Source organism: Streptomyces sp. NPDC037100 (assembly GCF_055606225.1).
Map to the genome: position 1 here is coordinate 58,910 of NZ_JBVJSX010000005.1, position 25,949 is coordinate 84,858.

Sequence of the window (25,949 nt, forward strand, 5' to 3'; positions counted from 1 at the left end):
CAAGATCAGCGCGTGGGCGGCGGAGGCAGATGAGGTGCAGGCCGGTGCGATCGGGACCGTCGATGCCCGGGTCCTAACGCAGGGCGGCGGCGACCAGACCTTCGAGGGCCTCGCGTGGCACTTCGCCGCCGCTCACCAGCCGGTCGAAGACCAGTCCGTCGATACAGGTCAGCAGGATGTGAGTGCGATGGTCGACGTCCGTCACGCCGTGCTCGGCGAGGAACAGCCGGACAGCCTCGCGGCCGGCGTTCTCGCGGGGTACGAGGATCTCGCGCAGTTCACGGTCACGCACGCTCTCGACGGCGCAGGCGTAGCGAGCGAGCGAGCGCCGGCGGCCCTCGCCGGTGAGTCGCTGTCGGGCGAGCAGCACCATGCCGTCCACCAGTTCCTCGACGGTGCGCAGCGGTGGAAGCTCTTCTGCCATTGTTTGCAGTTCCGCCTGGTCGAGTTGGACCAGACGTGTGACCAGTCCGGTGAGCAGCGCGGCTCGGGTGCGGAAGTAGGCCGACGTGGTGCCGGGCGGCATGGCCGCTCTGCGGTCGACGGCACGGTGGGTCAGGCCGCGGACCCCTTCGTCGGCAAGTACGTCGAGAGCCGCGTCCGCGAGGAGGGTGCGCCGATCCGAAACCATGACTCCTTTCTACACCTGTAGAGCCTCAGAAGCCGTAGGGCGGCGCAGCCGCCTCAGCAGGCCCGCCACGGCGTCGCGGTCGCCGATTGTTCGCGGCGGTGACCATGACGACCACAGCCGGTCCTGGAACTCGGCGATCAGCCCGTGCTCGCGCCGGCGACTGAAGAAGGCGTGAACCGGCCCCAATCGGAGGAGTCCGCGGGCCGTCGTGCGTCAGCCGAAGCTGCGGAGCGACGTGAGGACGTACCCCAGCAGGACGAGGCAGGAGCTGCCGACGGCGATGAGCATCTGCGGCAGGCTCGGCTGGATCCCCAGCATCAACGGACTCCAGCCCCAGAACACCAGCACGGTCAGCGCGGTGCGCAGTGTCTGGAACGGCGCCGACCAGGCCACCTCCTGAAGGTCGTCGGCGTCGGGCACGAGGGTGAACACAGGGGTCAGGATGGTGCCGATGAGCGCAACGACGATGAAGGCGATCAACGAGCCCAAGCCCAACTCGTCGTCCTGGAAGGCCTTCCAGCGGTTCTCGGCGAGCGTGGGCAGGTCCTTGCTCTCGTTGGCGTAACCGCCGAGACCAGGGTCGGACCGGGCCCACAGGACGTCGACCTCGGTGCCTTTGCCGGGCTTCTCGTACGTGTACGCGCCGCGCACAGTGAGCCGTTCGGCACCGCCGGGCACGGAGACCACGAGCCGGGACACGTACCCCTTCACGACGCCTTCGCTCAGTTCCTGCCGTGTCGACTGCCGTTCCACGACCGTCGCGGCGCTCACCTCGGCGCCGGCATCGCGCAGGGCGTCGAGCTTGTTGCCCGCGTTGGACGAAGTCAGGAGGGCGGCGGCGAACACGGCGGAGGAGAACGCGACGATGACCCAGAGGGCACCGGTGCGAAGCTTGACCCAGAACTCGTCCGTGAAACCGTCGGCCTTGGGCTCGCCGCGCAGCACCCACAGCGCCACCACCCGCATCACCGCACACCCCACGGCGACGGCACCCCACACGAAGGGTTCCTGCCAGGGCCGGGCCATGGCGGTGGCCCCCAGCAGCCACATGCAGGCGACGGCGGCGGCGACCCACGCCGCGAGCGAGCACAGCCGTACGAGCCATATCAGCGCCGAACGCACAGACCCCCCCATGACATGTGAAGCGATCTCCCCGCAGCGTGCGCATCGACGTGCCGATGTACACGGCTGGGACGAGCAGGAAACCACCCCCGGCGAAAGCCATCTCCGTCAGGGTCGCCTCCCGCCCCGGCAGCAGGGGCCGAAGCGGAGGAACACCCCCACCGCAGGCACGGCCCGGACGGTCTGGGCGAGCGGCGACCAGGCCGTCCGCCGGCAGCGGTCGGCGTGGGCCTCGATGGTAAAGCAGGGGGGTCAGTACGGCGCCCTCGATACCGGCGAGGACGACGGACGCCACCAGCGCGGCGCCGCTGTTCTCATCGTCCGGGAAGGCCGCCCAGCGTCCCGCGGCGAGCGTGGGCAGGTGCTTGCAGCCGACGACGACCGTAGACGTAACTGCCCGAAATCGCCCACGGGACGTCGGCCTTCAGCCCCCTCGATGGGCTTGTCGTACGTGAACGCGCCCTTCTTCGTGCACGCACAGGTCAGCTGACAGGCGGTGGCCACGTTTGCCGGCACCTCGCCCGGGCCGGGACGTTCACCAGAGTGGTGAAGTCGTCCGAGGCGAAGACCCCGGTCCCGTCCGCCACCTTGAAGTCGGTGGACTTGTACACCCGGATTTCCTGCCGCGACCAGGGGCGCCACTCCTTGGCGGCCTGCTGCCCCGCGGCGCCCAGCAGCGGGTTGCCGGATGGTGACCTGGCGGCGGGCCCAGGCGCGTCTACGCGCCTCACGGCTCTCGGACGCGCTCGACCTGGCCGTACGGCCGCGGGAGGTCTCTACAGATAGAGTCACCCTTCTACAGGTGTAGAAGGGTGAGGGCTTCGGCATGGGCAACACGGCAGTGGTGGTCGGAGGGGGCATCGGCGGGCTGGCCGCCGCGATCGGACTGCGCCGCATCGGATGGGAAGTAACGGTCGTCGAGCGTGCCTCCCTGCTCGAGGACGCGGGGGCGGGCATCTCGCTGGCCGCGAACGGCCTGCGGGCACTGGATGAACTCGGCGTCGGCGACGCGGTACGGGATGCCTCGCGAGGCCAGTACAACGGCGGCACTCGCACACCACAGGGCGGTTGGCTGGCCCGGATGGACGGCTCGGCGCTGGAGGAGGCGGTGGGCGCACCGATCATGGGCATCCCCCGCTCCACCTTGCACCGACTGCTTCGCGACTCGCTGCCCGCCGAGGCACTGCTGATCGGCTCCGGGGCGGACTCGGTCGAGCAGTCCGGCCCCGGGACGGTTCGAGTCGGCTGCGGCGAGACGGTCCTGGAGGCCGATCTGGTAGTGGCTGCCGACGGCATCGGCAGCAAAGTGCGCAGCCATCTCTTCCCAGCCCACCCCGGTCCGGTCTACAGCGGCTCGACGGTGTTGCGCGCCATCACCGAGCAGGCGGTCGACCTGCGCACCGACTTCGAGCTGACCTGGGGGCACGGCGCCGAGTTCGGGCACATCGGCTTCCGCGACGGGCGGGCCGAGTGGCACGCCGTCCTCAACCTCCCCGCCGGGACGCGGTTCGCCGACCCACTGGACGAACTTCGCAGACGATTCCATACCTGGCACGACCCGATCCCCGCCCTGCTCGACGCGACCCGGCCCGCCGCCGTGCTGCACCACGACGTCAGCGAACTCCGCACACCACTCCCCTCGTACACGGTCGGCCGGACCGCGCTGCTCGGCGACGCGGCACACGCGATGACCCCCAACCTCGGACAGGGTGCCTGCCAGGCGCTGGAGGACGCGGTCACCCTGGCCGCCGCGCTGGCCACCGAGCCCACCGTGAAGGCCGCGCTCGCTCGCTACGACGCCGAGCGCCGACCGCGCAGCCAGGCCATCGCGCGGGCCGCCCGGCAGGCCGGGCGGATGGGCCAGCAGCTCTCCCACCCACTGGCCGTCGCCCTGCGGAACACGGCGATGCGGCTGACACCCTCCCGAGCCGCAACGCACATGATCCTTCGGCACCACGCCTGGGTCCCACCACAACTGGGCTGATCCGATTCGCACCCCGCCAACTCACCACCAGACGCCTTGCGAGACGAAGTCGAGCTGCGCATCTTGCCGTGGGCGGTCACGGCGGGCAGGGTGCGCGGGCGTGTGCTGATCTTGCTGCGGACGACCTGTGGGAGCGGCTGGCTCCGCTGAAGCCCCGTGCTTCCGAGCGCAGCTACCGCTGTCCGGGGCGACTGCGTGTTCCCGACCGGGTGGCCCTCGCCGGCGTCTTGTACGTGCCGTGGACTGGTGTCGCATGGCGCCACGTCCCGACGGAGACCGTCGGCTGCTCCGGGGTGCCGCTGCTGGACTCGGTCCCACCGATCCGGGGCCTGCGAGGACGGCCCCGCCGCAAGCCCCGGCGCCAGTACGCGGACCGGGACTGCGGCTTCGACAAGTATCGCCGCCTGTTGTGGAAGCGCGGCATCAAACCCGTGATCGCCCGACGCGGCGTCGCCCACGGTTCTGGACTGGGCAAGGTCCGCCGGGTGGTCGAGTGCGCGTTCACCTGGTCGCACCAATTCGAGCGACTCCGCATCCGCTACGAGCGGCGCGCAGATCTTCACCAGGGTCTCCTCGAAGTGGCCTGCAGCCTCATATCTGTCTGCGCCGCCTGCGAGCCTCATGCTGAAATGATCAGTCAGTCAGGAGCCGCTTTACGGCCCTGCCGTGGGGTCGGCTGCGTTCCCGCCCGGGGAATGCCGGGCGATGAGGCGCAGGACGGACCTGACAAGTCTCATGACCCAGGCATGGCGGTCTTCCGACGTGCCGCCCACCGTCTCGTCGACCTGCCGGATGAGCCTGACGCCGCCCGCCAGGAGTCGTGGGCTGGGGCGCAGCAGAAGCACCGATGCGACGGAACGGGCCAGTCCCGGCCACTCCTGTTGCGCGCAGACGATGGCCGAAAGGCGGATCGCGGCGCCCAGGGCGGCACGATCGGTGTCCATGTGCTCGCGCAGGAGTGCGACGAGGGGTCTTGCCAGCTGTGCCTCGGCGGTCGCGGCGGGGATGTCCAACTGCAGGGCGAACGACCGTACGAGATCATCGATCGCCTCGTCCGTGCGACCGTCGTAGAGACGGGAGATGCCTCGCCCCCCGAGGCACCATGTGTGGTCCGGCGCCATGGACAAGGCGCGATCGAAAGTCTGCTCGGCCTCCTCCAGCCGGCCGGCCTCCCACAGCACCCATCCGTATCTGGCGAAGGCGACCGGCGGCGCCGCGGTGAGCTCTGTCGCCTTCGCCAGCCGGGGCAGAGCCTCGTCGTCCCGTCCCAGGCAGTGCAGTGCCCAGCCCTGGTAGGCGAGGAGTTCGCTCCGGTGCGGGGAGGGAAGGTATGGCTCGGCCAGCAGTCCGCCGGTGTGTTTCACGACCTCCGTGTGGCGGCCCAGCCGGCCGAGAAACCGAAGCCACGCCAGCCGGTACCAGGAGTTCGGCGGAGCGTACTGTGCCGCTCGCGCCATCCCCCGCAGGGCCGCGTCCCGATGCTGGGTCTCCCACAGGATCAGCGAGCGTTCGGCGTGGGCCGCCGCGTACGCGGGGTCGATCGCCAGAGCGCGGTCCAGATCGGACAGCGCTGCCGCGACGTGCCCCTGCATCCGCAGCGCCTGAGCACGCCCGAGATAGGCCCAGTCGAGTTCGGGGTCCAGCTCGATGGCGCGTGTGTAGTCCGCTCGTGCCTGCTCCGGCCGACCGGCCAGCAGGTATGTGAGGGCGCGCTCGACGTGGGCCACCGCATGGTCCGGTGCCAGCGCGAGAGCCGCGGCGAAGTCCGCGTGTGCCTGGGCATGGCGCTCAGCGCGGCGATGGGCCCGGCCACGAACGAGTCTGGCGCGCACCTGGCCGGAGGCGGGCAGCCCCGGATGTCCCAGAAGAACGTCCAGTGTGCCCACGACGGCCGACGCTTCCTGGCCCGGAGCGGAAGTCAGCCTGTCCCCCCACGTGGTCAGGGTGTCGTCCGCCGTGTCCGCCGCAGCCTGTGCCAGCAGCTGAGCCCAGCGACGCACCACGCCCCCGTCGTGCTCACATACCTCGGCGATCTCCGCCAGCGCCTCGGGAAGCGCTTGCCGAGGATCGGCGCACAGCCGGTGATACGTCTCGTTGCAGCGGTAGTCACGCCACAGGGGATCCGGCCAGCGTTCCTCTTCGGGCAGGCTCTCCTCGCACCGCAGCCGCCACGACCGGTAGAGCTCGGCAAGAGACGTGTGGTCCTGCTGCCAGCGCGTGGGTGACTGAGTCCGCTGCAGACGCAGCATCGGTGTACGTACGACGTCGTGGTACCGGCACTGGCCGGCCCGGTCGGTCACGAACGCGAGCCCGCGCACCCACGGGTACTGGTCGACGGCCTCCGGCGGGACGACGCAACGGTAGACATCCTCGTTGAAGCGAAGGGGAAGGGCGCAGGCCAGGGCAGCAGTGCGTCGAGCCGGGTCGGTCTCCCACTTGAGGAAGCGCTCGACGGCGGTACCGGACGGGTCCACCACCGCCCCCGCGTCGGAAGGCCGCGCCTGCGCGAGCGTGTGGACGAGAACGGGCAGCCGGCCCGACAGGTGCAGGATCACTTCCACCACCTGCTCGACGGTGATGCCCTGCAGGGCGAGGAGCGCCCGCGCCTCCTGTTCAGTGAAGACGTCCAGGCTGACGTCGTTGACCAGGTCCAGCCAGTCGCCCCAGAACCGTGAGTCGAGGCGCCCCTGCCCGGCCAGCACGATCTGCACGTTCGCCGCCAGCGCACCGTGGACATCGGTGAAGGCGATGTCGCGCAGCCAGGCGTCCAGTGCGGGGCCGGTGCGTTCGTACACGTCGATGAAGAGGACGACCCACGGCCGCCGTTCCGCCAGTTCCGCCAGGTCCTCCAGGAACACCGGCGTGAGCACTCCGACCGGGTCCAGCAGCAGCCGCACGTCGTCGGGGGAGCGCAGACGGCCGCCGACGGCGGAACTCAGACGATGTGCCCCTTCGACGACTTGCGCCGCGTCCACCGCCCCGGCGAGCGCGCCCACCACGGGCACCATCCCGAGGCCCGCGAGACCCACCTGCGCCGCGATGGTCCGGGGCAGGGAGGGCGGGGGCGGCTGTTCCCCGATGCTCTCCTCCTGGGGCGGTTGCGCTCTCAGCGCCTGCTGGGCTTCATGCAGCCGCTGCCGGTAGTGCGCCAGCCGCTTGTCGAACCTCTTCATCGGCAGCTCGTGGCGGCCCAGCCGCTCGCTGACGGCCGCCATCGCCTCGACAGCGCTGTGAACGGGATCGGCGAGGTGCACCGCGGCAGCGCCGTGCTCGTCGGCGATGGCGGCCCACTGCCGGAGCAAAGACGTCTTGCCCACACCGGCGATGCCGTGCACATGGTGGAGAAACTGGTAGTCGTCCGCCTCGGCGTTCCGGCCGAGATTGGTCCGGAAGGTGCTGATCTCATCACGTCTTCCGACGAAGCCGCTTCGTCGGCGGCGGCGAACCAAGTCCTGCCGCGTGAGCCGTCGTTCCGCCAATGCCCCCACCCCCTGCGGATCAGTATGGGAAGCCATAGCCATTCTTCTCAGCCTTGCGGACAGAAGGTGACCGCAAGCTTTCCTAGGGTCGTGGCATGACCCAGACACAGAAGATCCTTGTCACCGGCGCCACCGGAACCGTCGGCCGTCAGGTTGCCGCCGAACTGCTCGCCAGGGGCCACGAGGTGCGTGCCCTCACGCGGAATGCCGCGAAGGCCGGCCTCCCGGCGGGGGTCGAGGTCGTCGAGGGCGACCTCACCGAGCCGGACGGCCTGGCCCCGGCCCTGGAGGGTGTCACCGGCCTCCACCTGATCACCTTCGGCGGCGCCGCCTTCAGCCCGCTGGAGACCGGCCCCAGGCTCCTGGAGCTCGCCCGCTCCGCCGGAGTCCGCCGCGTCACCGTGCTGCACGGCGGCGGTCCCACTGCGCTGGAGGATGCGGTACGTGCCGACGACGGCGTGGACTGGACCGTGCTCATGCCGGTCGAGTTCATGGCCAACGCCCTGGAGTGGGCGGACGGGATCGTGGCAGCGGGCGAGGTGCGGGAGCCGTTCGTCGACCGGCTGAGCGCCATGGTCCACGAGGGCGACATCGGCGCCGTCGCCGCGGTCGCGCTCACGCAGGAGGGGCACGGCAGCCAGGAGTACGTGATCACCGGGCCCGAGGTGCTCACCGTCGGCGACAAGGTGCAGACGATCGCCGACGCCGCAGGCCGGGAGATCACCCTGGTCGAGCTGACGGAGGAGCAGGCCGTCGCGCAGTGGCAGGCGGCGGGTCTCGCGGAGGACGTCATCGGCTTCCTGCTCATGGCGTACGGGGACACACCCGAGGTGGGCCGTACGGTCTCCGGCACCGTCGAGAAGGTCACCGGCCGCCCGGCGCGCACCTTCGCCCAGTGGGCCGCCGAACACGCGGACGCCTTCAAGGGGCAGTCCTGACTGTCTCGTATTGAGACACCCGGACCGGAGCCCGGTCCGTCAAGATCGACAAGGGGGTGTGACCGCAGCAAGGTGCGGCCGTCGGCGTGCGCTGAATCGCTGACCGCACGGCCGCACACCCGAAGAAAGGTGACCACCATGGCCCTCGCACTGCTCCGGCGCCGGTGGCTCAAGAGCACCCCCGCCGCAGCGGCGGGCCTCGCCCTGCCCCTCCCCGCCGGCGCGGGTGCCGTCGCCCGCGAGGTCGTCGACCCGATGGGCTCGCCGCTGGCTGCGGCGGACGTCACCGTCACCGCCCTGGACACCCACCGCGTCGCCGCCCGCGGCACGACCGACCCGTACGGCTACTTCCTCGCGGCGCTGCCACCCGGCCGGTACAGCCTGCTCATCTCGGCGCAGGGCCTGCGGCCGCACCGTGAGACGGTCGAGACGGGCCCGGGCGCCCCGACGGCCACCGAACGCGTCTGGCTGCAGCCCGCCGAGGCGCTCCAGCTTCCGACACCCGGCACCTGGCTCTTCGACCCGCCGCACACGGCGATCCGGTTCATCGCCAAACACGTCGGCATGGCCCATGTCCACGGCCGCTTCGAACGCTTCGAGGGCGGCATCCGCATAGCCCCGGACATGACCGACTCCCGCGTCCACGTCCGCATCGACGCCTCCAGCATCACCACCGGCAACAGCACCCGCGACAACCACCTGCGGTCCGCCGACTTCCTCGACGTGGAGCGCTTCCCGCACATCGACTTCACGAGCGCGCGCTTCGCCTACCGGGGCGGCAGCAAGTGGACGCTGCAGGGCTCCCTCACGATGCACGGCGTCAGCCGCTCCGTGGCCCTGGACACGACGTACCTCGGCACCGTGAACGGCGGCTACGGCCAGGAGTTGCGCTGCGCGGCCCTGGCGACGGCGGAACTGCACCGCGAGGACTACACCCTCAACTGGCGTTCGATGCTGGCCCGGGGCATCGCCGTGGTCGGCCCGACCGTCCAACTGGAACTCGACGTCCAGGCGATGTACCGCACCCACGACACGCCTACCCCGCCGGAGTAGTGGTCCGACCCGGGCCTTCCGAGAGGCCCGGGCCGTACGGACGGGCTGTGCCTGTCCGGCGTCCGGCCATACCTCCGGCGGCCGGGGCGGTTCCGGGTCGCTCCGCCGCTCCGCCGCCCGGGCGTTCTCCTCCCGCAGGGCCGTCAGCCACGGCCGGAGATCCGGCAACGGCTGCTTCGAGCACGCCAGCCGGTGCTCGATCCGGCAGCGCTGTGATCCGTCCGGCGGGCACACCCCGTACACCGTGACCCGGCCGTCCGACAGAGTGATCCACCGGTGCTCCGCGGGCACGAGATGCGCCGGCACCTCCAGCCCCGGCTCCAGCAGCACCCAGTCCTGCTCCAGCGTCGGCACGCGATCCTGCGGCAACCGGCAGCGCGGACACGCATACGGGCCGGTCTGTAATCGGCGCAGCCCCTCTTCCACAGCCCCCATACGGCCAGAGTCCGCAGTTCTCCGCCCGGCGAGTAGAGCGCGAACCGGACGAGACACGTGAGGTGTGTGGACACGAGGGGGGCGCAGCGAGGCTCGGCAGTTCCAACCGGCAACTACCGCTGGATCCCCGCCGGCCGGGACGCTGCGGAACGAACCCCGGCCGCCCCGCACCCGCCGCTCACCGCCGGGCGCCGAAAATCCCTGGCCCCGTTCCCATCGGTCTCCCTACACTCACGCCCATACCCGGCGCCGCCCACTACCGAGCGCCGGGCACCATAGCGACGAACGAAGGGAGACGGCCATGCGTGACCACACCGCTGCCGTCGTTTCCCTGCCGCAGCACGAGGTGATCCTCGTGTCTTCGTCGCCCCGGTGCCCGCTGCGCGGCGGCACCGGCTGACCGGGACGAACGCCTGACACCCGAACAGTCCTGACGCAACGTCGAGTTCGGGTTCCATCGGCCCTTTTCGCCCGGGAATCGCGCTGCCCTTTTTCTGATCGCACCGAAAGGCCCCGGGCCGTGCGCACCTACGTCAACCCGCTCGCCGTCGTCCGCAACCTCGGCATTCTCGCCCATGTCGACGCCGGCAAGACCACCGTCACCGAACGGATCCTGTTCGCCACCGGAACCACGCACAAGCGCGGCGAGGTCCACGACGGCACCACCGTCACCGACTTCGACCCGCAGGAGCGCGACCGGGGCATCACCATCTTCGCCGCGGCGGTGAGCTGCACCTGGGACGGTCACCGGCTCAACCTCATCGACACCCCCGGGCACGTCGACTTCGCCGACGAGGTGGAGCGTGCGCTGCGGGTGCTCGACGGTGCGGTGGCCGTGTTCGACGCGGTGGCCGGGGTGGAGCCGCAGAGCGAGTCGGTGTGGCGGCAGGCCGACCGGCACGGCGTGCCGAGGATCGCGTTCGTCAACAAGATGGACCGCGCCGGGGCCGACCTCGACGCGGCCGTGGCATCGATCCGGGAGCGGCTGCACCCGGCGCCCCTGGTCGTGCAGCTGCCGATCGGAGCGGAGGACTCCTTCACCGGCGTCGTCGACCTGGTGCGCATGCGCGCACTGCTGTGGGCCGACGACGGCACCGCCGAGGACGTGCCGGTGCCAGGCGACCTGCGGGGCGCAGCCCATGAGCGCCGCCGGTCGCTGGAGGAGGCCGTGGCGGAACTGCACCCGGGCGCGCTGGAGGAGTTCTGCGACACCGGCACGCTCTCCGAGGGGACCCTCTGCTCGGCGCTGCGCGAGGTGACCCGGGACGGTGACGGCGTGGTCGTGCTGTGCGGCTCCGCGTACCGCAACCGCGGTGTCGAGCCGCTGCTCGACGCGGTCGTGGCCTACCTGCCGTCGCCGCTGGACGTGCCGCCGGTCCGCGGCACCCACGACGGCGAGGAGCAGGCACGGCCCGCCGACCCCGAGGCGCCCGCGGCCGCCCTCGCGTTCAAGGTGCACGCCACCCCGACGGGACGGCTGACCTATCTGCGGATCTACTCGGGCACGATCGAGAAGGGAGACACCCTGTGGGACGCGACCGCCGGGCGCAGCGAGCGGATCGGACGGATCCTGCGCGTCCAGGCCGACCGGCACGCCCCGCTGGAGCGAGCCGTCGCCGGGGACATCGTCGCCGTGGTCGGACTGAAGACCGCCCGCGCGGGCTCGACCCTGTGCGCGGCGGACGCGCCGCTCGCCCTGGAACCACCCGGTGTGCCCGAGCCGGTGGTGTCCGTCGCGGTCGAGTCCCGCCGGGCCGGTGACACCGGCCGGCTCACGTCGGGGCTGGCGCGGCTGACCGAGGAGGATCCCTCGCTGGTCGTGCGGTCCGACCCGGAGACCGGGCAGACGGTGCTGTCCGGCATGGGTGAACTGCACCTGGAGGTGGCGGTGGAGAAGCTCCGCCGCGAGCTGGGTCTGGAGGTCAACGTCGGCCGCCCCCGGGTCAGTTACCGCGAGACCGTCGGCCGGGGTGTGTCCGGGCTGCTGTACCGGCACGTCAAACAGGACGGCGGGGCGGGGCAGTTCGCCCATGTCGTCCTCGACGTGGAGCCGCACGAGGAGGGAGGCTTCGAGTTCCGTTCGGCCGTCGTGGGCGGACGGGTGCCGCAGGAGTTCGTCCGGGCGGTCGAGGCCGGCTGCCGGGACGCCCTCACCGAGGGCCCGCTCGGCGGGCACCCGGTGACCGGGCTGCGGGTCGCCCTGACCGACGGGGCGACCCATGTGAAGGACTCCTCGGACACGGCGTTCCGCACGGCCGGCCGGCTAGGTCTCCGGGAGGCCCTGCGCGCCTGCGCGATGGTCCTGCTGGAGCCGGTCGTCGAGGTCACGGTCACCGTGCCCGAGGACGCGGTCGGCGGCGTGCTCGGCGATCTCGCCGCCCGGCGCGGGAAGGTGACCGGCTCGGTCACCCGCGCGGGTGCTGCGGTCGTCACCGCCACCGTGCCGCTGGCCGAACTGTTCGGCTACGCGACCCGGTTGCGCAGCCGCACCCAGGGCCGCGGCACCTTCACGGCACGGCCCACCGGCTACGCGCCGGCGCCGGTCGCGGCAACGGCGCGATAGCGCACGGCACCGGCCCCTCCCTTCCTCGTCCGAAGGCAGGGAGGGGCCGGTGTCTCTCGGGCCGGTCGTTGCCGCCGCCGTGCCGCCGGTTACACCGCCGCCGCTTCCAGGAGCCGGCTACCTTCGTCGGCCGGTTACTGGCCACCGGCCACTGGCCACTGGCCACTGGCCACTGGCCACTGGCCACTGGCCACTGGCCACTGGCCACTGGCCACTGGCCACTGGCCACTGGCCACTGGCCATCGGCCATCGGCCGCTGCCACCGGCCACCGGCCGTCGCCATCGGCCGCTGCCATCGGCCATCGGCCGCTGCCACCGGCCACCGGCCGTCGCCGTCGGCCGCTGCCATCGGCCACCGGCCGCTGCCATCGGCCCCGGCCGCCGCCACTGGCCACCGGCCGCCGGCCACGCACCTGCGCCTGTCGCGACGCCCCCGCGCCGACAGCCGAGGCTGCGAGCCCCTCCTTTCCGGACCTGAAGGAAGGGGCAGCCCGCCCCGCCCTACGAGCTACGGGTACGACACCACCGTCGACGGCACCGTGGACGTCCCCGAGGCGACCCCGTGTCGTTGCTGGACTGGCTCGGCCCGAACTACTACTTCAAGCAGCCGGTCGACCCGAACGACCCGCTGGCCGGGTACAAGCAGGGCGGCATGAACGCCAAGGCGTACGACGTCACCGGCATCGACACAGGGATCCTGTACGACAGCAGCCGTACCCCGCCGTTCACCGTCATGATGTCGATGCCCTCCAAGGCCTGACGCCCCGCCGAGAAAGGCCAGCACCACATGTCCGTCGACCAGATTGCCTGGGAAGCCGCGGTACGCCACCTGTTCGAGGACGCGTTCCCGTACGACGCCACGGGGCCGCGCCGCCACGAGGACTGGATCCTCGACGTCCTCGCGCTGATGGCCCGGGCCGTACCGGATCCCCGGGGCTGGACCGGTCTCGACGACACGGCGCAGACCCCGGAGCGCGAGACGTACCCCACGTATCCGTTCGCCGTCCACCCTCCGGAGTACATCGCGGCGCGTCTCCATGAGATCGACCGGGCCAGCGCCGAGAACCTGCTGCTGGCCCTCACGGACGACTGCTGCACCCTGTCCAACCTGAAGCGCTTCACGGAGAGCGAGGAGGAACTGCGAGCGATGGCACGCACGATCCTCGCACGGTACGGAGACGAGGCCACCTATCACACCAACGTCAAGAAGCCCGGCCATGTCCGCGGCACGCTCGACTTCACGTCATCGAGTTGGGCTTACAGCCCGCTGGCGCTGACCAACGACTACTCGGAGGACTGCGGCCTGATCGTCGTCTCCCACACCGAGGTGGGCATGTTCTGGAACTTCTCCGACTACTGATCCGGCTGCTGATCCGTGCAAGCGCAGCTCCTGACCAGATGCTTTGAGAGGATGCCCCCCTGACCCGTTCCGCCTCCTACCCCGACCGGGCGACCGCCTACTGGGCCACCCACAGGTGGTGACCGCCAACGAGCAGATCATCCACCGCTGGCTCGCCCAGGGCACCCGTGTGCTGCCTCCGTAGACGTGGATGAACTCCTTGTAGTCGGCGGGGAGCTCAACCTCAAGGCTGCGCTCGACCTCGTCCCAATCCTTCCGGCGGGGCTCGCTCTGCGCCGGGGCGATGTCGAGCAGACACGCAAGGGCGTTGGTCATGGCTGGGTCCTGTTTCTAAGCATCAATGAATCCGGACGGCAGAGAGGCCAGCTTCTTTTCACTGCTCTCGTCAGCCACCTCTCTTCTGGTTGGGATAAATGCGGCATTTTCCGACTCCGTGATTCCGGGGCTTCTGTGCTGGGTGAACTGGAAGCCGTCTGATCCGTACGCCTCGACGTCGCACAAGGGGCAGACAGAGAACGGGAGCGGTTGCTGCGGCGCATCGACGAGCCCGCCCCACGCCCGGCCTCGTCCGCCCCGCCGGATGCGGGGGCACCGAGGACCGAGCCGGAGACGTGGGAGGAACCGGCGGGCGAGGGGGCTCCGGCACTGGTGGTCGACGGCCGCGGAATCATGACCGCAGGCCGTAGCGCCGCCTCTCCCCGGCCCCCGAGCATGCGGCTTCTTGGCTCGGCTCTGCACGAAATGCGACGTCGCTACGCACAGCACCTTGGGGTGGCCGTGATCGGCACGGACCTCGTGGACCTCGTCGAGTACGACGAGGAGGAGCTGCTGGAACGGGCCGTCCAGGAAGGGCTGATCGTCACCGTCGGCCTCTCCGTAGGCGGTGCTCAGCTTGGCGCAGCAGCTCGCTGTGGTCGTCTCCGTGGACGACCTGCGCCGCCTGCGCCTTCCGTACCCGTGGGTCGCGGAGAAGGAGCGGTTCGTCAAGCTGGCGCGTGTGGGGCGCCCCTGGGTGTTCACGTAGGCCGCACCGGGCGGGTGCCGAGCTCAGGATCGGCACCCGCGGCAGGCGGGCATGCCCCTGGTCGGAGCCGCTTTTCCGTCGGTGCCCGATGAACGGGGAACCCGCCTTCTCCTAATCGGGCTGCGCAAGGCGGTATGTGACGGGCCGGTCCTCCACCTTCACCAGCAGGCCCTCGCTCGCGAGGTCCCGAAGGATCTGCCGGGTGTGCTTGTCCTGCGGTTCGTGCCCCGCGTCGCGCAGCGCGCGCAGCCCGCGCTCGGTGTCCCACCGGCCGCCGTGACTCCGCACGGCCTTCTCGAGGTCGGCGTGCTGGCTGCCGGCCGGTTCGGTCAACGCTCCGCTCCTGGGCCCTGTTCGCCGACGGTGACGGCGTGCGCCTTCCTCGTGTGGTTGGCGATGCTCGCCGGTGCGCCGACGTAGTCGCACGACGGACACTTCCGCCACACCCCCTCGGACACGGCACGCGCGCTCACCGAGTGTCCGGGCCCGTATCCGTGTCCGTGCAGCAACTGGGCGACGGAGGAGCCGTACTCGACCGCAAGCAGTGCCGCCTCCGCCACCTTGTCGTGTCCGGGAGCGAAGAAGGATCCGGTTCCGACCTTCTTGGCGCAGCCGCACCAACAGGATCCGGTCGGAGTGAGGTTGGGAAGAGGCTTTGTGGTCATGCCGTCACAGTAGGTCAACCATCGGTGGAGCACGGGGCGTTCGTCGTGTCGGGTGGCTTCGCCGGGCCGCCGTGAGAGCACCGGAACCGGCCGCACGGCCCTCCGGCATGCGGCCTGCTACCCCCGAACCGCGGCAGCCGTCGCGTCTTCCTCCGTCCTGAAGCCCGGCACGGACCCGCTGAGATCCGGTTCGCCGAACTCCTCCCGCAATGCCTCGAAAGCCGTCACCTTGTCCGCGCCGAAGCGGCCGACGTGGGCGGCGTATTCGTCGGGGGAGAGGAACACCGACGGCCGGGACTTGGTGTGGAACTTGTCCGCGTACATCACCAGCCTTTCCTCCTCCGTCACCGCCACGTAGTCGGCGGGAGGGAGGGGCAGTGCCTGGCTGATGATGTCGTGCCGTGTGAGTCCCACCCCCGTGTGGTGGGAGCAGAAGCGGCGGAGGGCTTCGGGGAAGCCCTCCTCTTCGAGGATCTCGTGGCCGAGCAGACCGTGCCGGATGTAGTTCCGGTGGTCCAGGCGTCCGTCGTCCCCGTAGAGGCGGTACACGCCGATGTCGTGGAGGAGACAGCCGGCGCGGACCAGATCGGCGTCGAGGTGCGAGAGGCGGGGCGCGGACAGGAGCTGCTCGGCGATTCCCCAGACGATCTCGCAGTGCGTGTGGACGAGGGTGAACGCCTCGGTCGTGGGCGCGTATTTCTCGTGCAGCGCCCGGATCTCTGCGGGGCCCGGAATCCTCATCGGGGGAGCGTAGCAACCGCTCGTCCGGCTGAGCCGGGAAGTTCCCGCAGCGGTCCTTTTCACGCGATCGGATGGTGCCTCGGGGAGCGGGCACCTGCCCGGCGTGCGGGCCGTTCGAGCTGGTGACGGGGGCTTCTCGTCCATCGACATCACGGCAGCGGGAGCACACCATGGGCCTGCACTTCCACCGCAACCCCGACGGCACGACGACCGGGCGCAACGAGGCCAACGGCTTCACCGTGACGCATGCCGAAGAAGAGGAGGTGAAGCGGCAGTTGTACGAGGACGCCGGGTGGGAGTACACGCCTCCTCCTCCGCCGCCGGTTCCGCCCGGATTCCATCGGTTCTCCTTGGTGCACGACGAGTTCCGGGCCTTGGGGTTCGGGGACGAGAGGTACGCGGGGCTGCGGGCGCGTCCGCCGGAGGGGTGCATGCCGGTCGACCGGGGGTGCTTCGCCCTGGAGTGCGAGCGGCCCGGGAAGACGCTGATGGACGCGGTCGCCGGTACCGTCGCGGAGGTCCGCCGGGAGCACGGCCTGGTGATGAACAGCCTGGGTGTCGAGAAGCCCCAGGAATGGTTCGACGCGGACGACAAGAACGGCTACGCGGCGAAGACCGTGGCGCACTTGGTGCTGATGGCCGCCGACCGCGCAAGACTGCTCGGCTACAGGCGCAAGGAATTGGTCCGGCTGCTCGATGCCACGGGCATCGAGTAGGGGAAGGCAACGGCGACGCCGGCGGAAAGCCCGTTGCCCAGGACGTCACCTGCTGACAAGGTCGCGCCCATGCCCACCTTCTCCGCTCCCGACGGCACCACCTTGGCCTACCACCTGGACGGGGACGGCCCGCCCCTGCTCTGTCTCCCCGGTGGTCCCCTGCAGGACTCCGTCTACCTGGGGGATCTGGGCGGGCTGACGGCCCATCGCACCCTGGTCCGGCTGGACCTCAGGGGCACGGGCCGGTCCGCGGTGCCGGCCGATTCCGCGTCCTACCGCTGTGATCGGCTGGTCGGTGATGTCGAGGCGCTGCGTGCGGAACTGGGTCTGGAGCGGGTGGATCTGCTCGGTCACTCCGCGGGGGCGAACCTGGCCGTGCTGTACGCGGCCCGGCATCCGGATCGGGTGGGGCGGCTGGCGCTCGTCACGCCCAGTGTCTTCGCCGTCGGGCTGGACGTCACCGCCGAGGACCGGCTGGAGACGGCCCGTCTGCGCCGGGGCGAACCGTGGTTCGTCCCGGCGTACGCCTCCTTGGAGGCCGTCACGTCCGGCCGGGCGGCTCCCACCGACTGGGACGCGGTGGCGCCCTTCTGGTTCAGCCGCTGGGACGACGCGGCGCGCGCGTTCCGTGCGGCGGAGCGGCGCCAGCGCAACGACGAGGCCGCGGCCCTGTACGCCTCCGAGGGCGCCTTCGACCCGGGCGCCACGCGTGCCGCTCTCGCCGGATTGCCCGCACCGGTGCTCCTCCTCGCCGGGGAGTACGACATCGCCGCGCCCGTGCGGGTGATGAAGGAGTACACCGGGTTGTTCCCGCGGGCGGAACTGGTCGTGCAGAGCGGGGCGGGGCACTTTCCGTGGCGGGACGGGGCGGGGGATTTCGTGACGGCCCTGGCGGCTTTCCTCGGTCAGGCGTCAGCTCCGCTGCCCGGGACGTAGTCCGGGTCCACCTGCGCCGCCAGGTCCTCGCCCGTGCGGGCGTCCGCCCAGGACCGGGCGTTGCGCAGGTGGAACTCGACCGCGTGACGGTGGAGCCGGTCCCAGTCGCGCGGGTGGGAGTCGACCGTCTCGCGCAGCACCCTGAGGGCGTGGCGGTTGTGCGGCTCCAGCGACGCCAGTGCGTCCGGGCCGGGCTTCGTGCGGCCCTGCTCGGCCGCGCGGACCCAGGGGGACTGCACCAGGTGGGTCAGAAGGTCGTCACCCACCTGTTCCTTGAGGAACAACAGGTCGTCCTCGCTGGTGACCTTGTTGCCGACGACCGCGATGCGGATGCCGAACTTTTCCGCGTGGTCGCGGTACTGGCGGTAGACGGAGACGCCCTTGCGGGTGGGTTCCGCCACCAGGAACGTGATGTCGAAGCGGGTGAACAGACCCGAGGCGAAGGCGTCCGCGCCCGCCGTCATGTCGACCACGACGTACTCGCCCGGGCCGTCCAGCAGATGCCCGAGGTAGAGCTCGACCGCGCCGAGCTTGGAGTGGTAGCAGGCCACGCCCAGGTCCGATTCGTCGAACTCGCCCGTGGCCATCAGCGGGACACCGCCCGCCCGGCCGACGTGCCGGGTGTGCAGTTCGTCGTCGCCCAGCGGGCGCAGCAGGCGGGAGCCGCGGCCCGGCGGGGTCGTCTTGATCATCGCCTCGGGTGAGGTGATGCGCGCATTCGTGCCCCGCAGGTACCTCTTGATGTCGGGCAGATACGCGCCCAGAGGAGGCGTGGACTTCTCCACGCCGCCCAGCGCCTCGGCCAGGTGCTGGTTGATGTCGCCGTCGACGGCGAGGACCGGGGCGCCGCAGCGTGCCAGGTGCCGGGAGAAGAGCGCGGACAGCGTGGTCTTGCCGCTGCCGCCCTTGCCGACGAACGCGATCCTCACGACAGCCCCACCTTGTTGAAAATGGATGTCATGTGGCTAGGTTTAGGGAGCGATCGTCGCCCTTGTCAAATTGCTTGAGCCGAACGGGATTCACCTTGGTGCATAGGATGTGCAAGTGCGTATTTTCAGCAGTAAAGGCGCGGTCCGGTTCCTCGCTCCCCTCGGCCTCCTCGTCCTTCTCCCGGGACTGGCCGGCTGCTTCGTCTCTCCCGGCGGACAGTCGCTGTCGGACGGAGGGCCGGGGCCGTCAGGGTCGCGGCTGCGCGTCGCCCTCGCCTTCCCGCCCGCCGAGAACCTCTCGCCGTACGGAGCCGACGCCACGCTGCTCAGCCGGCTCGGCGTCACCGAGGGGTTGACCGCCCTGGACGCCAACGGTGCCGCGGCCCCCGCGCTCGCCCAGTCCTGGCGCCGGGAGAGCGACCGCACCTGGCGCTTCACCCTGCGCGAGGCCACCTTCCAGGACGGCACGGACGTCACCCCCACCGCCGTGGCCGCCGCGCTCACCCACGCCACTCAGGCCGAGCCCGCTCCCACCGCCCTCGCCGGCGTCACCCTCGGTGCCGAGCCCGACGGCGACAGCGGCGTCCGCGTCACGACCGCCGAGCCCGACCCCGTCCTGCCCATGCGCCTGGCAGGCCCCAGCCTGGCCATCCTCTCCCCGAAGGCGTACGAGAAGAAGGGCAACCCCACCCCGGTCGGCACCGCCACCGGCCCCTTCGAGATCACCGAGGTCAACGGCGGCGGCTCCGCCACCCTCGACCGTTACGACGACTACTGGGGCGGCCTCGCCCACGCCTCCGGCATCGACGCGCGCTTCGTCAAGGACGGCACCGCCCGCGCCAACGCCGTCCGCACCGGCGACGTGGACATAGCCGAGGCGATCCCCGTCGCCCAGGCCACCACGCTCGACAAGTCCACCCTCGAGGAAGCCGGCACCACCCGGACGACCAGCCTGCAGCTCAACACGCGGACCGGTCCCTTCAAGGACCCGGAGCTGCGCGCCGCCGCCCGCACGGCGATCGACTCCTCAGCCCTCGTCAAGGGCGTCTTCGAGGGGTACGCCGACCCGGGCGCCGGTATCTTCGGACCCGCCGTCACCTGGGCCGAGAGCAAGCGGGTGAAACCGGCCGGGCGCGCGAAGGCCGCCCGCCCCGACGGCAGGCCGATCACACTCGCCACCTACGACAACCGGCCCGAACTTCCCGAGGTCGCCCAGGTCGTGCAACAGCAGCTCCAGAAGGCCGGCTTCACGGTGAAGCTGGAGGTGCGCGAGTACTCACGGCTGGAGAGCGACGCGCTCGCCGGGAAGTTCGACGCGTTCATCGGCGCCCGCAACAGCCTCCTGGACACCGGCGACCCCGTCGGCGTCCTCGGCAGCGACTACACCTGCGACGGCGCCTACAACCTCGCCCGGTTGTGCGACAAGAAGGTCGACCGGGCAGTCGACCGGGCCGTCGAGACCGACGGCACCGATGAGCGGCAGGACGCCGCGATGGCCGCCGAGGCCACGATCCTCGGCACGGACGCTGTCGTACCACTGGCCCACCAGCAGATCGTCGCCGGCGTCTCCACCAAGGTCCGGGGCGTGCTGCTCGACCCCTACGAGCGGACCCTGGTGGGTACCGGAACGCGTCGCTGACGGGCCGGTTCAGGCGGGCAGCTTCGTGTCGATCACGCAGCTGATCTCGACGAGCTGCCCGGGGAAGGTCAGTTCGGTGACGCCGAGGGCCGTGCTGACCGGACGGTGGGCGCCGAAGTACGCCCGGTTGCGCTTCGCGACCACCTCGGCGTTCCGCACGAGGTCCACCGCGTACAGCGTCTGGGAGACGATCTGGTTGCGGGTGGCGCCGTAGTGGGCCAGGACCTTGTCGAGGTTGACGTAGGTCCGGTCGAGCTGGGCGGTGACGTCCTCCTCGGGGTCGAAGGCGCCCGCCTCGTCGAACGAGAGCTGCCCGGAGACGTGGACCAGGTCACCGGACCTGATCGCCTGGGCATAGCCGAAGTGGCCCTCGGCCGCTATGCCGTGGTCGTAGACGTCGAGCGTGGTCATGGTGCGCGTTCCTTCCGTCGGACACGGACCGCAGGGCAACGGTCCAGTGCTCTCTTGCGGTTACTCGGAAACCGTAGGAGAGTGACCGCCGACCTGGAAGAACGCACTTTTCGGTGACTGGGGAACCAGATGGTGACCAAGCAGTTGAGAGACCTGCCCGAGAACGCGGATCTGCGGCGGGCGGACTCCCTGGCCCGGGAGATCTTCTCCGACGTGGCCAACAAGTGGGCGCTGCTGATCATCGAGGCGCTCGGAGAACGCACCCTGCGCTTCAGCGAGTTGCGCGACGAGGTCGAGGGCGTCAGCCACAAGATGCTCACGCAGAACCTGCGGATGCTGGAGCGCAACGGCCTGGTCGACCGGAAGGTGCACCCCACCGTCCCGCCCAAGGTCGAGTACACGCTCACCGAACCGGGCCGCGCCCTGCGCGCCACGGTCGACGCGATCTGCGGCTGGACCCACCGGTACCTCCCGCACATCGAGGCGGCCCGAGGGCGCTTCGGCACCTGACCGGCGAAGCCGGCCGGGCGTCAGCTCGCGACCAGTTCCCGCACCTGAGGGGCGGCCGCCGGCTCCTCGGCCCGCGAGGTCCGGTACAGCCACAGCACGTCCCGCCCGAACGACCAGACCAGCAGGCCCAGGGCCAGCGCTGCGACGCCGAAGTTGGCCGCGTAGGGGAGGAGATCGGCGCCGGCCAGCAGCAGGAGGACGCCCTGGAGCGCTGCGACGGTCTTGCGGGCGGTGCTCGCCGGGAGTGCGGCGGTCAGCCAGGGCCACACCTTGGCCGCGGCGACGAAGACGTAGCGCATGCCGCCGATCAGCAGGACCCACGGGCCCAGTTGCATCGACACGTACACGCTGAGCACCAGGATCAGGAAGGCGTCGACCTCCATGTCGAAGCGCGCGCCCAGCGGGGTCGAGGTACCGGTGCGGCGGGCGACCTTGCCGTCCACGCCGTCGAGGATCAGCGCCACCGCCGTCAGACCGACGAACAGCGACACCGGCGGTGAGCTCTGGAACGAGTCGGCGACCAGGGCCGTGACGCCGCCGACGAGAGTGGCCCGGCCGAGGGTGACCCGGTTGGCCGCGCCGAACGAGCGCAGCCGCGAGCGGTGCAGGGCCCGCGAGAGCACCGCCCAGGTGGCGATCGCGAACGCGAGGCCCGTCAGCCAGCCCGCCGGCCCCATCCCGATCGCCGTGCCGATCAGGGCCAGCAGCAGGACCTGCACGCCCGCCCCCAGGGCGGTCTCCTGCTGTACGAGCCTCGCGTCGTAAGTGTTGTTCAGGGCCACCGAACGTCCTCCGGCCATGTGACAGAGTCGATCAACGCCGCTACGTTGTGCGCGGCCTGTGCACCCCTCGGTACGCAAGCAGCTTGCCGATCGTTCAGGAGGACTTCGATGAAGCACACCGGACGCGCGTTCTGGATCGACTCGCCTGGGCGAGGCGGCATCCGGGACATCGCCCTGCCGGCGCCCGGCGAGGGCGAGGTGCTGGTCCGCACGCTGTTCTCCGGCGTGAGCCGTGGCACCGAGACGCTCGTCTTCCGCGGCGGCGTGCCCGTCAGCCAGCACACGGCCATGCGGGCGCCGTTCCAGGAGGGCGACTTCCCCGGCCCGGTGAAGTACGGCTACCTCAACGTCGGCGTGGTGGAGGAGGGGCCCCAAGAGCTCACCGGCCGCACGGTGTTCTGCCTCTACCCGCACCAGACGCGTTATGTCGTCCCGGCCGCCGCGGTCACGCCCGTACCGGACACCGTGCCCGCCGAACGGGCCGTGCTCGCCGGGACCGTGGAGACCGCCGTCAACGCGCTGTGGGACGCCGCCCCCCTGATCGGCGACCGGATCGCCGTGGTCGGCGGCGGCATGGTCGGCTGCTCGGTGGCAGCCCTCCTCGCCCGGTTCCCCGGGGTGCGTGTCCAGCTCGTCGACGCCGACCCGTCCCGCGCGAAGATCGCCGAGGCACTCGGCGTCGGCTTCGCCACCCCCGAGGACGCCGACGGAGAATGCGACCTGGTCGTGCACGCCAGCGCCACGGAGGCGGGCCTCGCCAGGTCCCTGGAACTCCTCACCGCCGAGGGAACCGTCCTCGAACTCAGCTGGTACGGCGACCGGCAGGTCAGCCTTCCGCTCGGTGAGGCCTTCCACTCCCGCCGGCTCGTCATCCGCAGCAGCCAGGTCGGCACCGTCTCCCCGGCCCGCCCGAACCGCACCTACGCCGACCGGCTCGCCGTCGCCCTCGACCTGCTCGCCGACCCCGCGCTCGACGCCCTGATCACCGGCGAGTCCCCCTTCGGGGACCTGCCGGACGTACTGCCCCGGCTCGTCTCCGGCGAGGTTCCCGCACTGTGCCACCGCGTCCGTTACGACGAGAGCGATTGACGCATCGGCTGACGATTCGTTCCATCCGGTACGAGTTGGCCACGACAAGAGCGCCTGACCTTGAGAAAAGACGTACGACTGGCTGAACAGGGGAAGGCAACGGGCCGTACTACTCGGCATCCCCGGCACCGAGAGCGGGGAACAGACGCGCCGCACCTGGAGGGTCGTCCGTTGTTCAGCATCACCGTCCGCGATCACATCATGATCGCCCACAGCTTCCGTGGCGACGTCTTCGGACCCGCGCAGCGCCTGCACGGGGCCACGTTCCTCGTGGACGCCACGTTCCGGCGCGAACAGCTGGACGAGGACAACATCGTCGTCGACATCGGGCTGGCCACCCAGGAACTCGGCGCGGTCGTCAGCGAGCTGAACTACCGCAACCTCGACAACGAGCCCGACTTCGCCGGAGTCAACACCTCCACGGAGTTCCTCGCCAAGGTCATCGCCGACCGGCTCGCCGAGCGCATCCACAAGGGGGCGCTGGGCGAGGGCGCCAAGGGCATCGCGGGCCTGACCGTCACCCTGCACGAATCGCACATCGCCTGGGCGAGTTACGAGCGTGCGCTGTGACCGACACGACCGTCGAACGGCCCGAGCACATGGGTCCGGCACCGGCACGGCTGAATTATGTTCCCGTGCAGCACGCCTCCCTGAAGAACGCCGAGATCATCCCCATGTCCCTGCGCACCGTGCACTTCGTACTGCCGGGCGGCATCGACGACCCGACGGCCCCCAGCGGCGGCAACGCCTACGACCGGCGCGTGTGCCTGGACCTGCCCGGCTTCGGCTGGCAGGTGACCAAGCACGCCGTGGCCGGTGACTGGCCCCGGCCGGGAGCCGGCGCCCGAACGGACCTGGCCCGAGCCCTGGCCGCGTTGCCCGACGGATCCGTCGTGCTCCTCGACGGGCTGGTGGCCTGCGGTGTGCCGGAGATCGTGGTCCCCGAGGCGGAACGCCTGCGCATGGCCGTCCTCGTCCACCTCCCGCTCGGCGACGAGACGGGCCTGGACGCGGCGGTCGCCGCCGAACTGGACGCCAAGGAGCGGACGGTGCTGCGGGCGGTACCCGCGGTGATCGCCACCAGTGACTGGGCGGTCCGCCGCCTGGTCTCCCACCACGGCCTTCCGCCCGAGCGGGTGCACGTCGCCGCCCCCGGCGCCGACATCGCGCCGCTCGCGCCCGGCACCGACGGGGTGTCGCGCCTGCTGTGCGTGGCCGCCGTGACCCCGCGCAAGGGCCAGCACCGGCTGGTGGAGGCGCTGGCCGCGGTGAGCGACCTGCCGTGGAGCTGCGTGTGCGTCGGCTCCCTGACCCAGGAACCGGAGTACGTCGACCACCTGCGGTCCCTCATCAGGAAGCACGGCCTCGAGGACCGGCTGGAGCTGGCCGGGCCGAAGTCCGGCCCCGCGCTCGACGCGAGTTACGCCACGGCCGACCTGATGGTCCTCACCTCCTACGCCGAGACGTACGGCATGGCGGTGACCGAGGCGCTGGCCCGGGGCATCCCGGTGCTGGCCACGGACGTCGGCGGGCTGCCGGAGGCGGTCGGCCGCGCCCCCGACGGCGGGGTGCCGGGCATCCTCGTCCCGCCGGAGAACCCCGCCGCCATCGCCGCCGAACTGCGCGGCTGGTTCGGCGAGGCGGACGTACGACGCCGCCTGAAGGCCGCCGCCCGCAGCCGCCGTGCCGCCCTCGACGGCTGGGCGACGACCGCACAGAGCCTGGCGGCGGTACTGCGCCGGCTCCCGACCGAACCCCGGAGGGCCGCATGACGAACCCGGTGACGACGACCCAGCAGAGCGGGGCGATCCCGGCACAGCCCGGGCCGAGGGAGGCAACGGGCGTGACGGACGGCATACTTCCGGGCGGGAAGCCCGGTCCGGCGCAGGCCGCCACGGGCCTCGCGGGCGCGGTTCCCGGCGGGACCGCGGGAACCCCGGACCTGGGCTCCAGCGTGGAGTTCGTCCCGGGGCACGCCCCGGACGCCGTCATCCCCGGCGCCGGCCCCAGCGGCAGGCCCGGCTCGCGGCCGACCGTCAAACTGCGTGAGGCCAACCCGGACGACCCGCCCCGGTACGCGCCCGAGTGGCTGGAGTTGCGGGAGCCGGCCGATGCCGCCGCACGGGCGCACGACCTGCTCGACCCGCTGCGGATCCGGCTCGCCAACCTGCCGGGCAAGTCGGGCGTCGTCATCCACGACCTGGGCTGCGGCACCGGCTCGATGGGCCGCTGGCTCGCGCCCCGCCTGGACGGCGCCCAGCACTGGATCCTGCACGACCGCGACCCCTACCTGCTGCACTTCGCCGCCGTCTCCTCCCCGCGCTCGGCCGCCGACGGCAGCCGGGTCACCGTGGAGACGCGCCGGGGTGACGTCGCCCGCCTCACCCCGGACGCCCTGCAGGGCGCGTCCTTGGTGACGGCGTCCGCGTTGCTGGACGTCCTCACACGCGAGGAGATCGACACGCTCGCCGCCGCATGTGCCGGAGCCGGCTGCCCCGCCCTGCTGACGCTCTCCGTCGCCGGGCGCGTGGAGCTGACCCCGTCCCACCCGCTGGACGCGGAGATCGCCCAGGCGTTCAACGACCACCAGCGTCGCGACGGCCTGCTCGGACCCGACGCGGTCACCGCTGCGGCGGAAGCGTTCTCCGAGCACGGCGCGACGGTACGGCTGCACCCGAGCGCCTGGCGGCTCGGCCCCGACCAGGCCGCGCTCACCGAACAGTGGCTGCGCGGCTGGGTCGGCGCCGCCGTCGAGGAGCGCCCCGAACTGCGGGCCGAGGCCGACGTCTATCTGACCAACAGGCTGGCCGCCTGCGCGGCGGGCGAGTTGCGCGTCACCGTCCACCACGTCGACCTCCTCGCCCTGTCCCGCCCGGTGGGCGGAGCGTCATGAGCCCGCAGGCGACGGGAACGCGCCCGCGCACCCCGCTCACCGAGCAGCC

General features: G+C 71.2%; 25 protein-coding genes and 3 pseudogenes. 18 read left to right on the forward strand and 10 right to left on the reverse strand.

Going from position 1 to position 25,949, the window contains the following annotated elements:
* Nucleotides 1–73: 73 nt before the first annotated feature.
* Together ACZ7EG_RS17700 and ACZ7EG_RS17705 are read right to left on the reverse strand one after the other, a co-directional pair.
* Nucleotides 74–631 (reverse strand): TetR/AcrR family transcriptional regulator, encoded by a 558-nt coding sequence (locus ACZ7EG_RS17700; RefSeq protein WP_471078993.1) that lies wholly within the window; start codon nucleotides 629–631, stop codon nucleotides 74–76.
* 213 nt (nucleotides 632–844) lie between these two features.
* Complete coding sequence (locus ACZ7EG_RS17705) at nucleotides 845–1,753, reverse strand: hypothetical protein (protein WP_471078996.1); 909 nt, start codon at nucleotides 1,751–1,753, stop codon at nucleotides 845–847.
* 826 nt (nucleotides 1,754–2,579) lie between these two features.
* Between ACZ7EG_RS17705 and ACZ7EG_RS17710 the strand changes: the two genes are divergently transcribed.
* A complete protein-coding gene (locus ACZ7EG_RS17710) occupies nucleotides 2,580–3,737 on the forward strand; it encodes an FAD-dependent monooxygenase (RefSeq protein ID WP_471078999.1) in 1,158 nt (385 codons plus the stop codon).
* Between the two features lie 68 nt (nucleotides 3,738–3,805).
* A pseudogene (locus ACZ7EG_RS17715) lies at nucleotides 3,806–4,333 on the forward strand (transposase); the annotation flags it as partial.
* Nucleotides 4,334–4,390: 57 nt separating this feature from the next.
* Here the strand turns inward: ACZ7EG_RS17715 and ACZ7EG_RS17720 are convergent.
* The gene (locus ACZ7EG_RS17720; protein WP_471079002.1) at nucleotides 4,391–7,252 is read right to left on the reverse strand and encodes a tetratricopeptide repeat protein; all 2,862 of its coding nucleotides are present in this window, start codon (nucleotides 7,250–7,252) and stop codon (nucleotides 4,391–4,393) included.
* 59 nt (nucleotides 7,253–7,311) lie between these two features.
* Between ACZ7EG_RS17720 and ACZ7EG_RS17725 the strand changes: the two genes are divergently transcribed.
* Both ACZ7EG_RS17725 and ACZ7EG_RS17730 read left to right on the forward strand, forming a co-directional pair.
* Entirely contained in the window at nucleotides 7,312–8,154 is an 843-nt protein-coding gene (locus ACZ7EG_RS17725; protein ID WP_471079005.1) for an NmrA family NAD(P)-binding protein, read from the forward strand.
* 138 nt (nucleotides 8,155–8,292) lie between these two features.
* The gene (locus tag ACZ7EG_RS17730) at nucleotides 8,293–9,207 is read left to right on the forward strand and encodes a YceI family protein (protein WP_184852006.1); all 915 of its coding nucleotides are present in this window, start codon (nucleotides 8,293–8,295) and stop codon (nucleotides 9,205–9,207) included.
* Between the two features lie 111 nt (nucleotides 9,208–9,318).
* On the opposite strand, the pseudogene ACZ7EG_RS17735 reads toward ACZ7EG_RS17730, so the two are convergent.
* Nucleotides 9,319–9,642, reverse strand: a pseudogene (locus ACZ7EG_RS17735) (DUF6083 domain-containing protein); the annotation flags it as partial.
* A gap of 520 nt (nucleotides 9,643–10,162) precedes the next feature.
* On the opposite strand from ACZ7EG_RS17735, the gene fusA reads away from it, so the two are divergent.
* The 6 genes and pseudogenes from fusA to ACZ7EG_RS17765 all read left to right on the forward strand — a co-directional run bounded on the left by fusA (nucleotide 10,163) and on the right by ACZ7EG_RS17765 (nucleotide 14,589).
* On the forward strand, nucleotides 10,163–12,205 hold the full coding sequence (fusA, locus tag ACZ7EG_RS17740; RefSeq protein WP_471079008.1) for an elongation factor G: 2,043 nt from the start codon (nucleotides 10,163–10,165) through the stop codon (nucleotides 12,203–12,205).
* A 562-nt stretch (nucleotides 12,206–12,767) separates the two neighbouring features.
* Nucleotides 12,768–12,965, forward strand: coding sequence for a hypothetical protein (locus ACZ7EG_RS17745; protein ID WP_471079011.1), 198 nt, complete (start codon nucleotides 12,768–12,770; stop codon nucleotides 12,963–12,965).
* A 27-nt stretch (nucleotides 12,966–12,992) separates the two neighbouring features.
* Nucleotides 12,993–13,565 carry a hypothetical protein gene (locus ACZ7EG_RS17750; protein ID WP_471079014.1) on the forward strand — a complete coding sequence of 191 codons (573 nt, stop codon included), beginning with the start codon at nucleotides 12,993–12,995 and terminating at the stop codon, nucleotides 13,563–13,565.
* 59 nt (nucleotides 13,566–13,624) lie between these two features.
* Nucleotides 13,625–13,734: pseudogene (locus ACZ7EG_RS17755) on the forward strand (RNase A-like domain-containing protein); the annotation flags it as partial.
* Nucleotides 13,735–13,751: 17 nt separating this feature from the next.
* The gene (locus ACZ7EG_RS17760; protein WP_471080424.1) at nucleotides 13,752–14,042 is read left to right on the forward strand and encodes a hypothetical protein; all 291 of its coding nucleotides are present in this window, start codon (nucleotides 13,752–13,754) and stop codon (nucleotides 14,040–14,042) included.
* A gap of 415 nt (nucleotides 14,043–14,457) precedes the next feature.
* Nucleotides 14,458–14,589: a hypothetical protein gene (locus ACZ7EG_RS17765; RefSeq protein ID WP_471079017.1), complete on the forward strand. Its 132-nt coding sequence runs from the start codon at nucleotides 14,458–14,460 to the stop codon at nucleotides 14,587–14,589.
* Between the two features lie 111 nt (nucleotides 14,590–14,700).
* Here ACZ7EG_RS17765 and ACZ7EG_RS17770 read toward each other — a convergent pair whose 3' ends face one another.
* The 3 genes from ACZ7EG_RS17770 to ACZ7EG_RS17780 form a co-directional block, all read right to left on the reverse strand.
* A complete protein-coding gene (locus ACZ7EG_RS17770; RefSeq protein ID WP_471079020.1) occupies nucleotides 14,701–14,922 on the reverse strand; it encodes a hypothetical protein in 222 nt (73 codons plus the stop codon).
* Entirely contained in the window at nucleotides 14,919–15,254 is a 336-nt protein-coding gene (locus ACZ7EG_RS17775; RefSeq protein ID WP_471079022.1) for a hypothetical protein, read from the reverse strand. The genes ACZ7EG_RS17770 and ACZ7EG_RS17775 overlap by 4 nt, the downstream gene beginning before the upstream one ends.
* A gap of 117 nt (nucleotides 15,255–15,371) precedes the next feature.
* Nucleotides 15,372–15,995: an HD domain-containing protein gene (locus tag ACZ7EG_RS17780; RefSeq protein ID WP_471079025.1), complete on the reverse strand. Its 624-nt coding sequence runs from the start codon at nucleotides 15,993–15,995 to the stop codon at nucleotides 15,372–15,374.
* Nucleotides 15,996–16,165: 170 nt separating this feature from the next.
* Here ACZ7EG_RS17780 and ACZ7EG_RS17785 point away from each other — a divergent pair, with 170 nt between their 5' ends.
* Together ACZ7EG_RS17785 and ACZ7EG_RS17790 are read left to right on the forward strand one after the other, a co-directional pair.
* On the forward strand, nucleotides 16,166–16,711 hold the full coding sequence (locus tag ACZ7EG_RS17785) for a hypothetical protein (RefSeq protein WP_471079028.1): 546 nt from the start codon (nucleotides 16,166–16,168) through the stop codon (nucleotides 16,709–16,711).
* Nucleotides 16,712–16,780: 69 nt separating this feature from the next.
* The gene (locus ACZ7EG_RS17790; RefSeq protein ID WP_471079031.1) at nucleotides 16,781–17,647 is read left to right on the forward strand and encodes an alpha/beta fold hydrolase; all 867 of its coding nucleotides are present in this window, start codon (nucleotides 16,781–16,783) and stop codon (nucleotides 17,645–17,647) included.
* Here ACZ7EG_RS17790 and ACZ7EG_RS17795 read toward each other — a convergent pair.
* Nucleotides 17,617–18,576, reverse strand: coding sequence for an ATP-binding protein (locus ACZ7EG_RS17795; protein WP_471079034.1), 960 nt, complete (start codon nucleotides 18,574–18,576; stop codon nucleotides 17,617–17,619). The two genes, ACZ7EG_RS17790 and ACZ7EG_RS17795, sit on opposite strands and share 31 nt — an antisense overlap.
* Nucleotides 18,577–18,685: 109 nt before the next feature.
* On the opposite strand from ACZ7EG_RS17795, the gene ACZ7EG_RS17800 reads away from it, so the two are divergent.
* Nucleotides 18,686–20,215 (forward strand): ABC transporter substrate-binding protein, encoded by a 1,530-nt coding sequence (locus ACZ7EG_RS17800; protein WP_471079037.1) that lies wholly within the window; start codon nucleotides 18,686–18,688, stop codon nucleotides 20,213–20,215.
* 9 nt (nucleotides 20,216–20,224) lie between these two features.
* On the opposite strand, the gene ACZ7EG_RS17805 is transcribed toward ACZ7EG_RS17800, so the two are convergent.
* The gene (locus tag ACZ7EG_RS17805) at nucleotides 20,225–20,626 is read right to left on the reverse strand and encodes a Rid family hydrolase (protein ID WP_471079040.1); all 402 of its coding nucleotides are present in this window, start codon (nucleotides 20,624–20,626) and stop codon (nucleotides 20,225–20,227) included.
* A gap of 129 nt (nucleotides 20,627–20,755) precedes the next feature.
* On the opposite strand from ACZ7EG_RS17805, the gene ACZ7EG_RS17810 reads away from it, so the two are divergent.
* Nucleotides 20,756–21,136 carry a winged helix-turn-helix transcriptional regulator gene (locus ACZ7EG_RS17810; protein ID WP_355806855.1) on the forward strand — a complete coding sequence of 127 codons (381 nt, stop codon included), beginning with the start codon at nucleotides 20,756–20,758 and terminating at the stop codon, nucleotides 21,134–21,136.
* 20 nt (nucleotides 21,137–21,156) lie between these two features.
* Here ACZ7EG_RS17810 and ACZ7EG_RS17815 read toward each other — a convergent pair whose 3' ends face one another.
* Entirely contained in the window at nucleotides 21,157–21,918 is a 762-nt protein-coding gene (locus tag ACZ7EG_RS17815; RefSeq protein WP_471080367.1) for a CDP-alcohol phosphatidyltransferase family protein, read from the reverse strand.
* 108 nt (nucleotides 21,919–22,026) lie between these two features.
* Here ACZ7EG_RS17815 and ACZ7EG_RS17820 point away from each other — a divergent pair, with 108 nt between their 5' ends.
* From ACZ7EG_RS17820 to ACZ7EG_RS17835, 4 genes are all read left to right on the forward strand, one after another.
* The gene (locus ACZ7EG_RS17820; protein WP_471079043.1) at nucleotides 22,027–23,007 is read left to right on the forward strand and encodes a zinc-dependent alcohol dehydrogenase; all 981 of its coding nucleotides are present in this window, start codon (nucleotides 22,027–22,029) and stop codon (nucleotides 23,005–23,007) included.
* 171 nt (nucleotides 23,008–23,178) lie between these two features.
* A complete protein-coding gene (locus tag ACZ7EG_RS17825) occupies nucleotides 23,179–23,577 on the forward strand; it encodes a 6-pyruvoyl trahydropterin synthase family protein (RefSeq protein ID WP_030843501.1) in 399 nt (132 codons plus the stop codon).
* A complete protein-coding gene (locus tag ACZ7EG_RS17830; RefSeq protein WP_471079046.1) occupies nucleotides 23,574–24,779 on the forward strand; it encodes a glycosyltransferase family 4 protein in 1,206 nt (401 codons plus the stop codon). The genes ACZ7EG_RS17825 and ACZ7EG_RS17830 overlap by 4 nt, the downstream gene beginning before the upstream one ends.
* Nucleotides 24,776–25,900, forward strand: coding sequence for a class I SAM-dependent methyltransferase (locus tag ACZ7EG_RS17835; RefSeq protein WP_471079049.1), 1,125 nt, complete (start codon nucleotides 24,776–24,778; stop codon nucleotides 25,898–25,900). The genes ACZ7EG_RS17830 and ACZ7EG_RS17835 overlap by 4 nt, the downstream gene beginning before the upstream one ends.
* The last annotated feature ends 49 nt before the right edge of the window (nucleotides 25,901–25,949 follow it).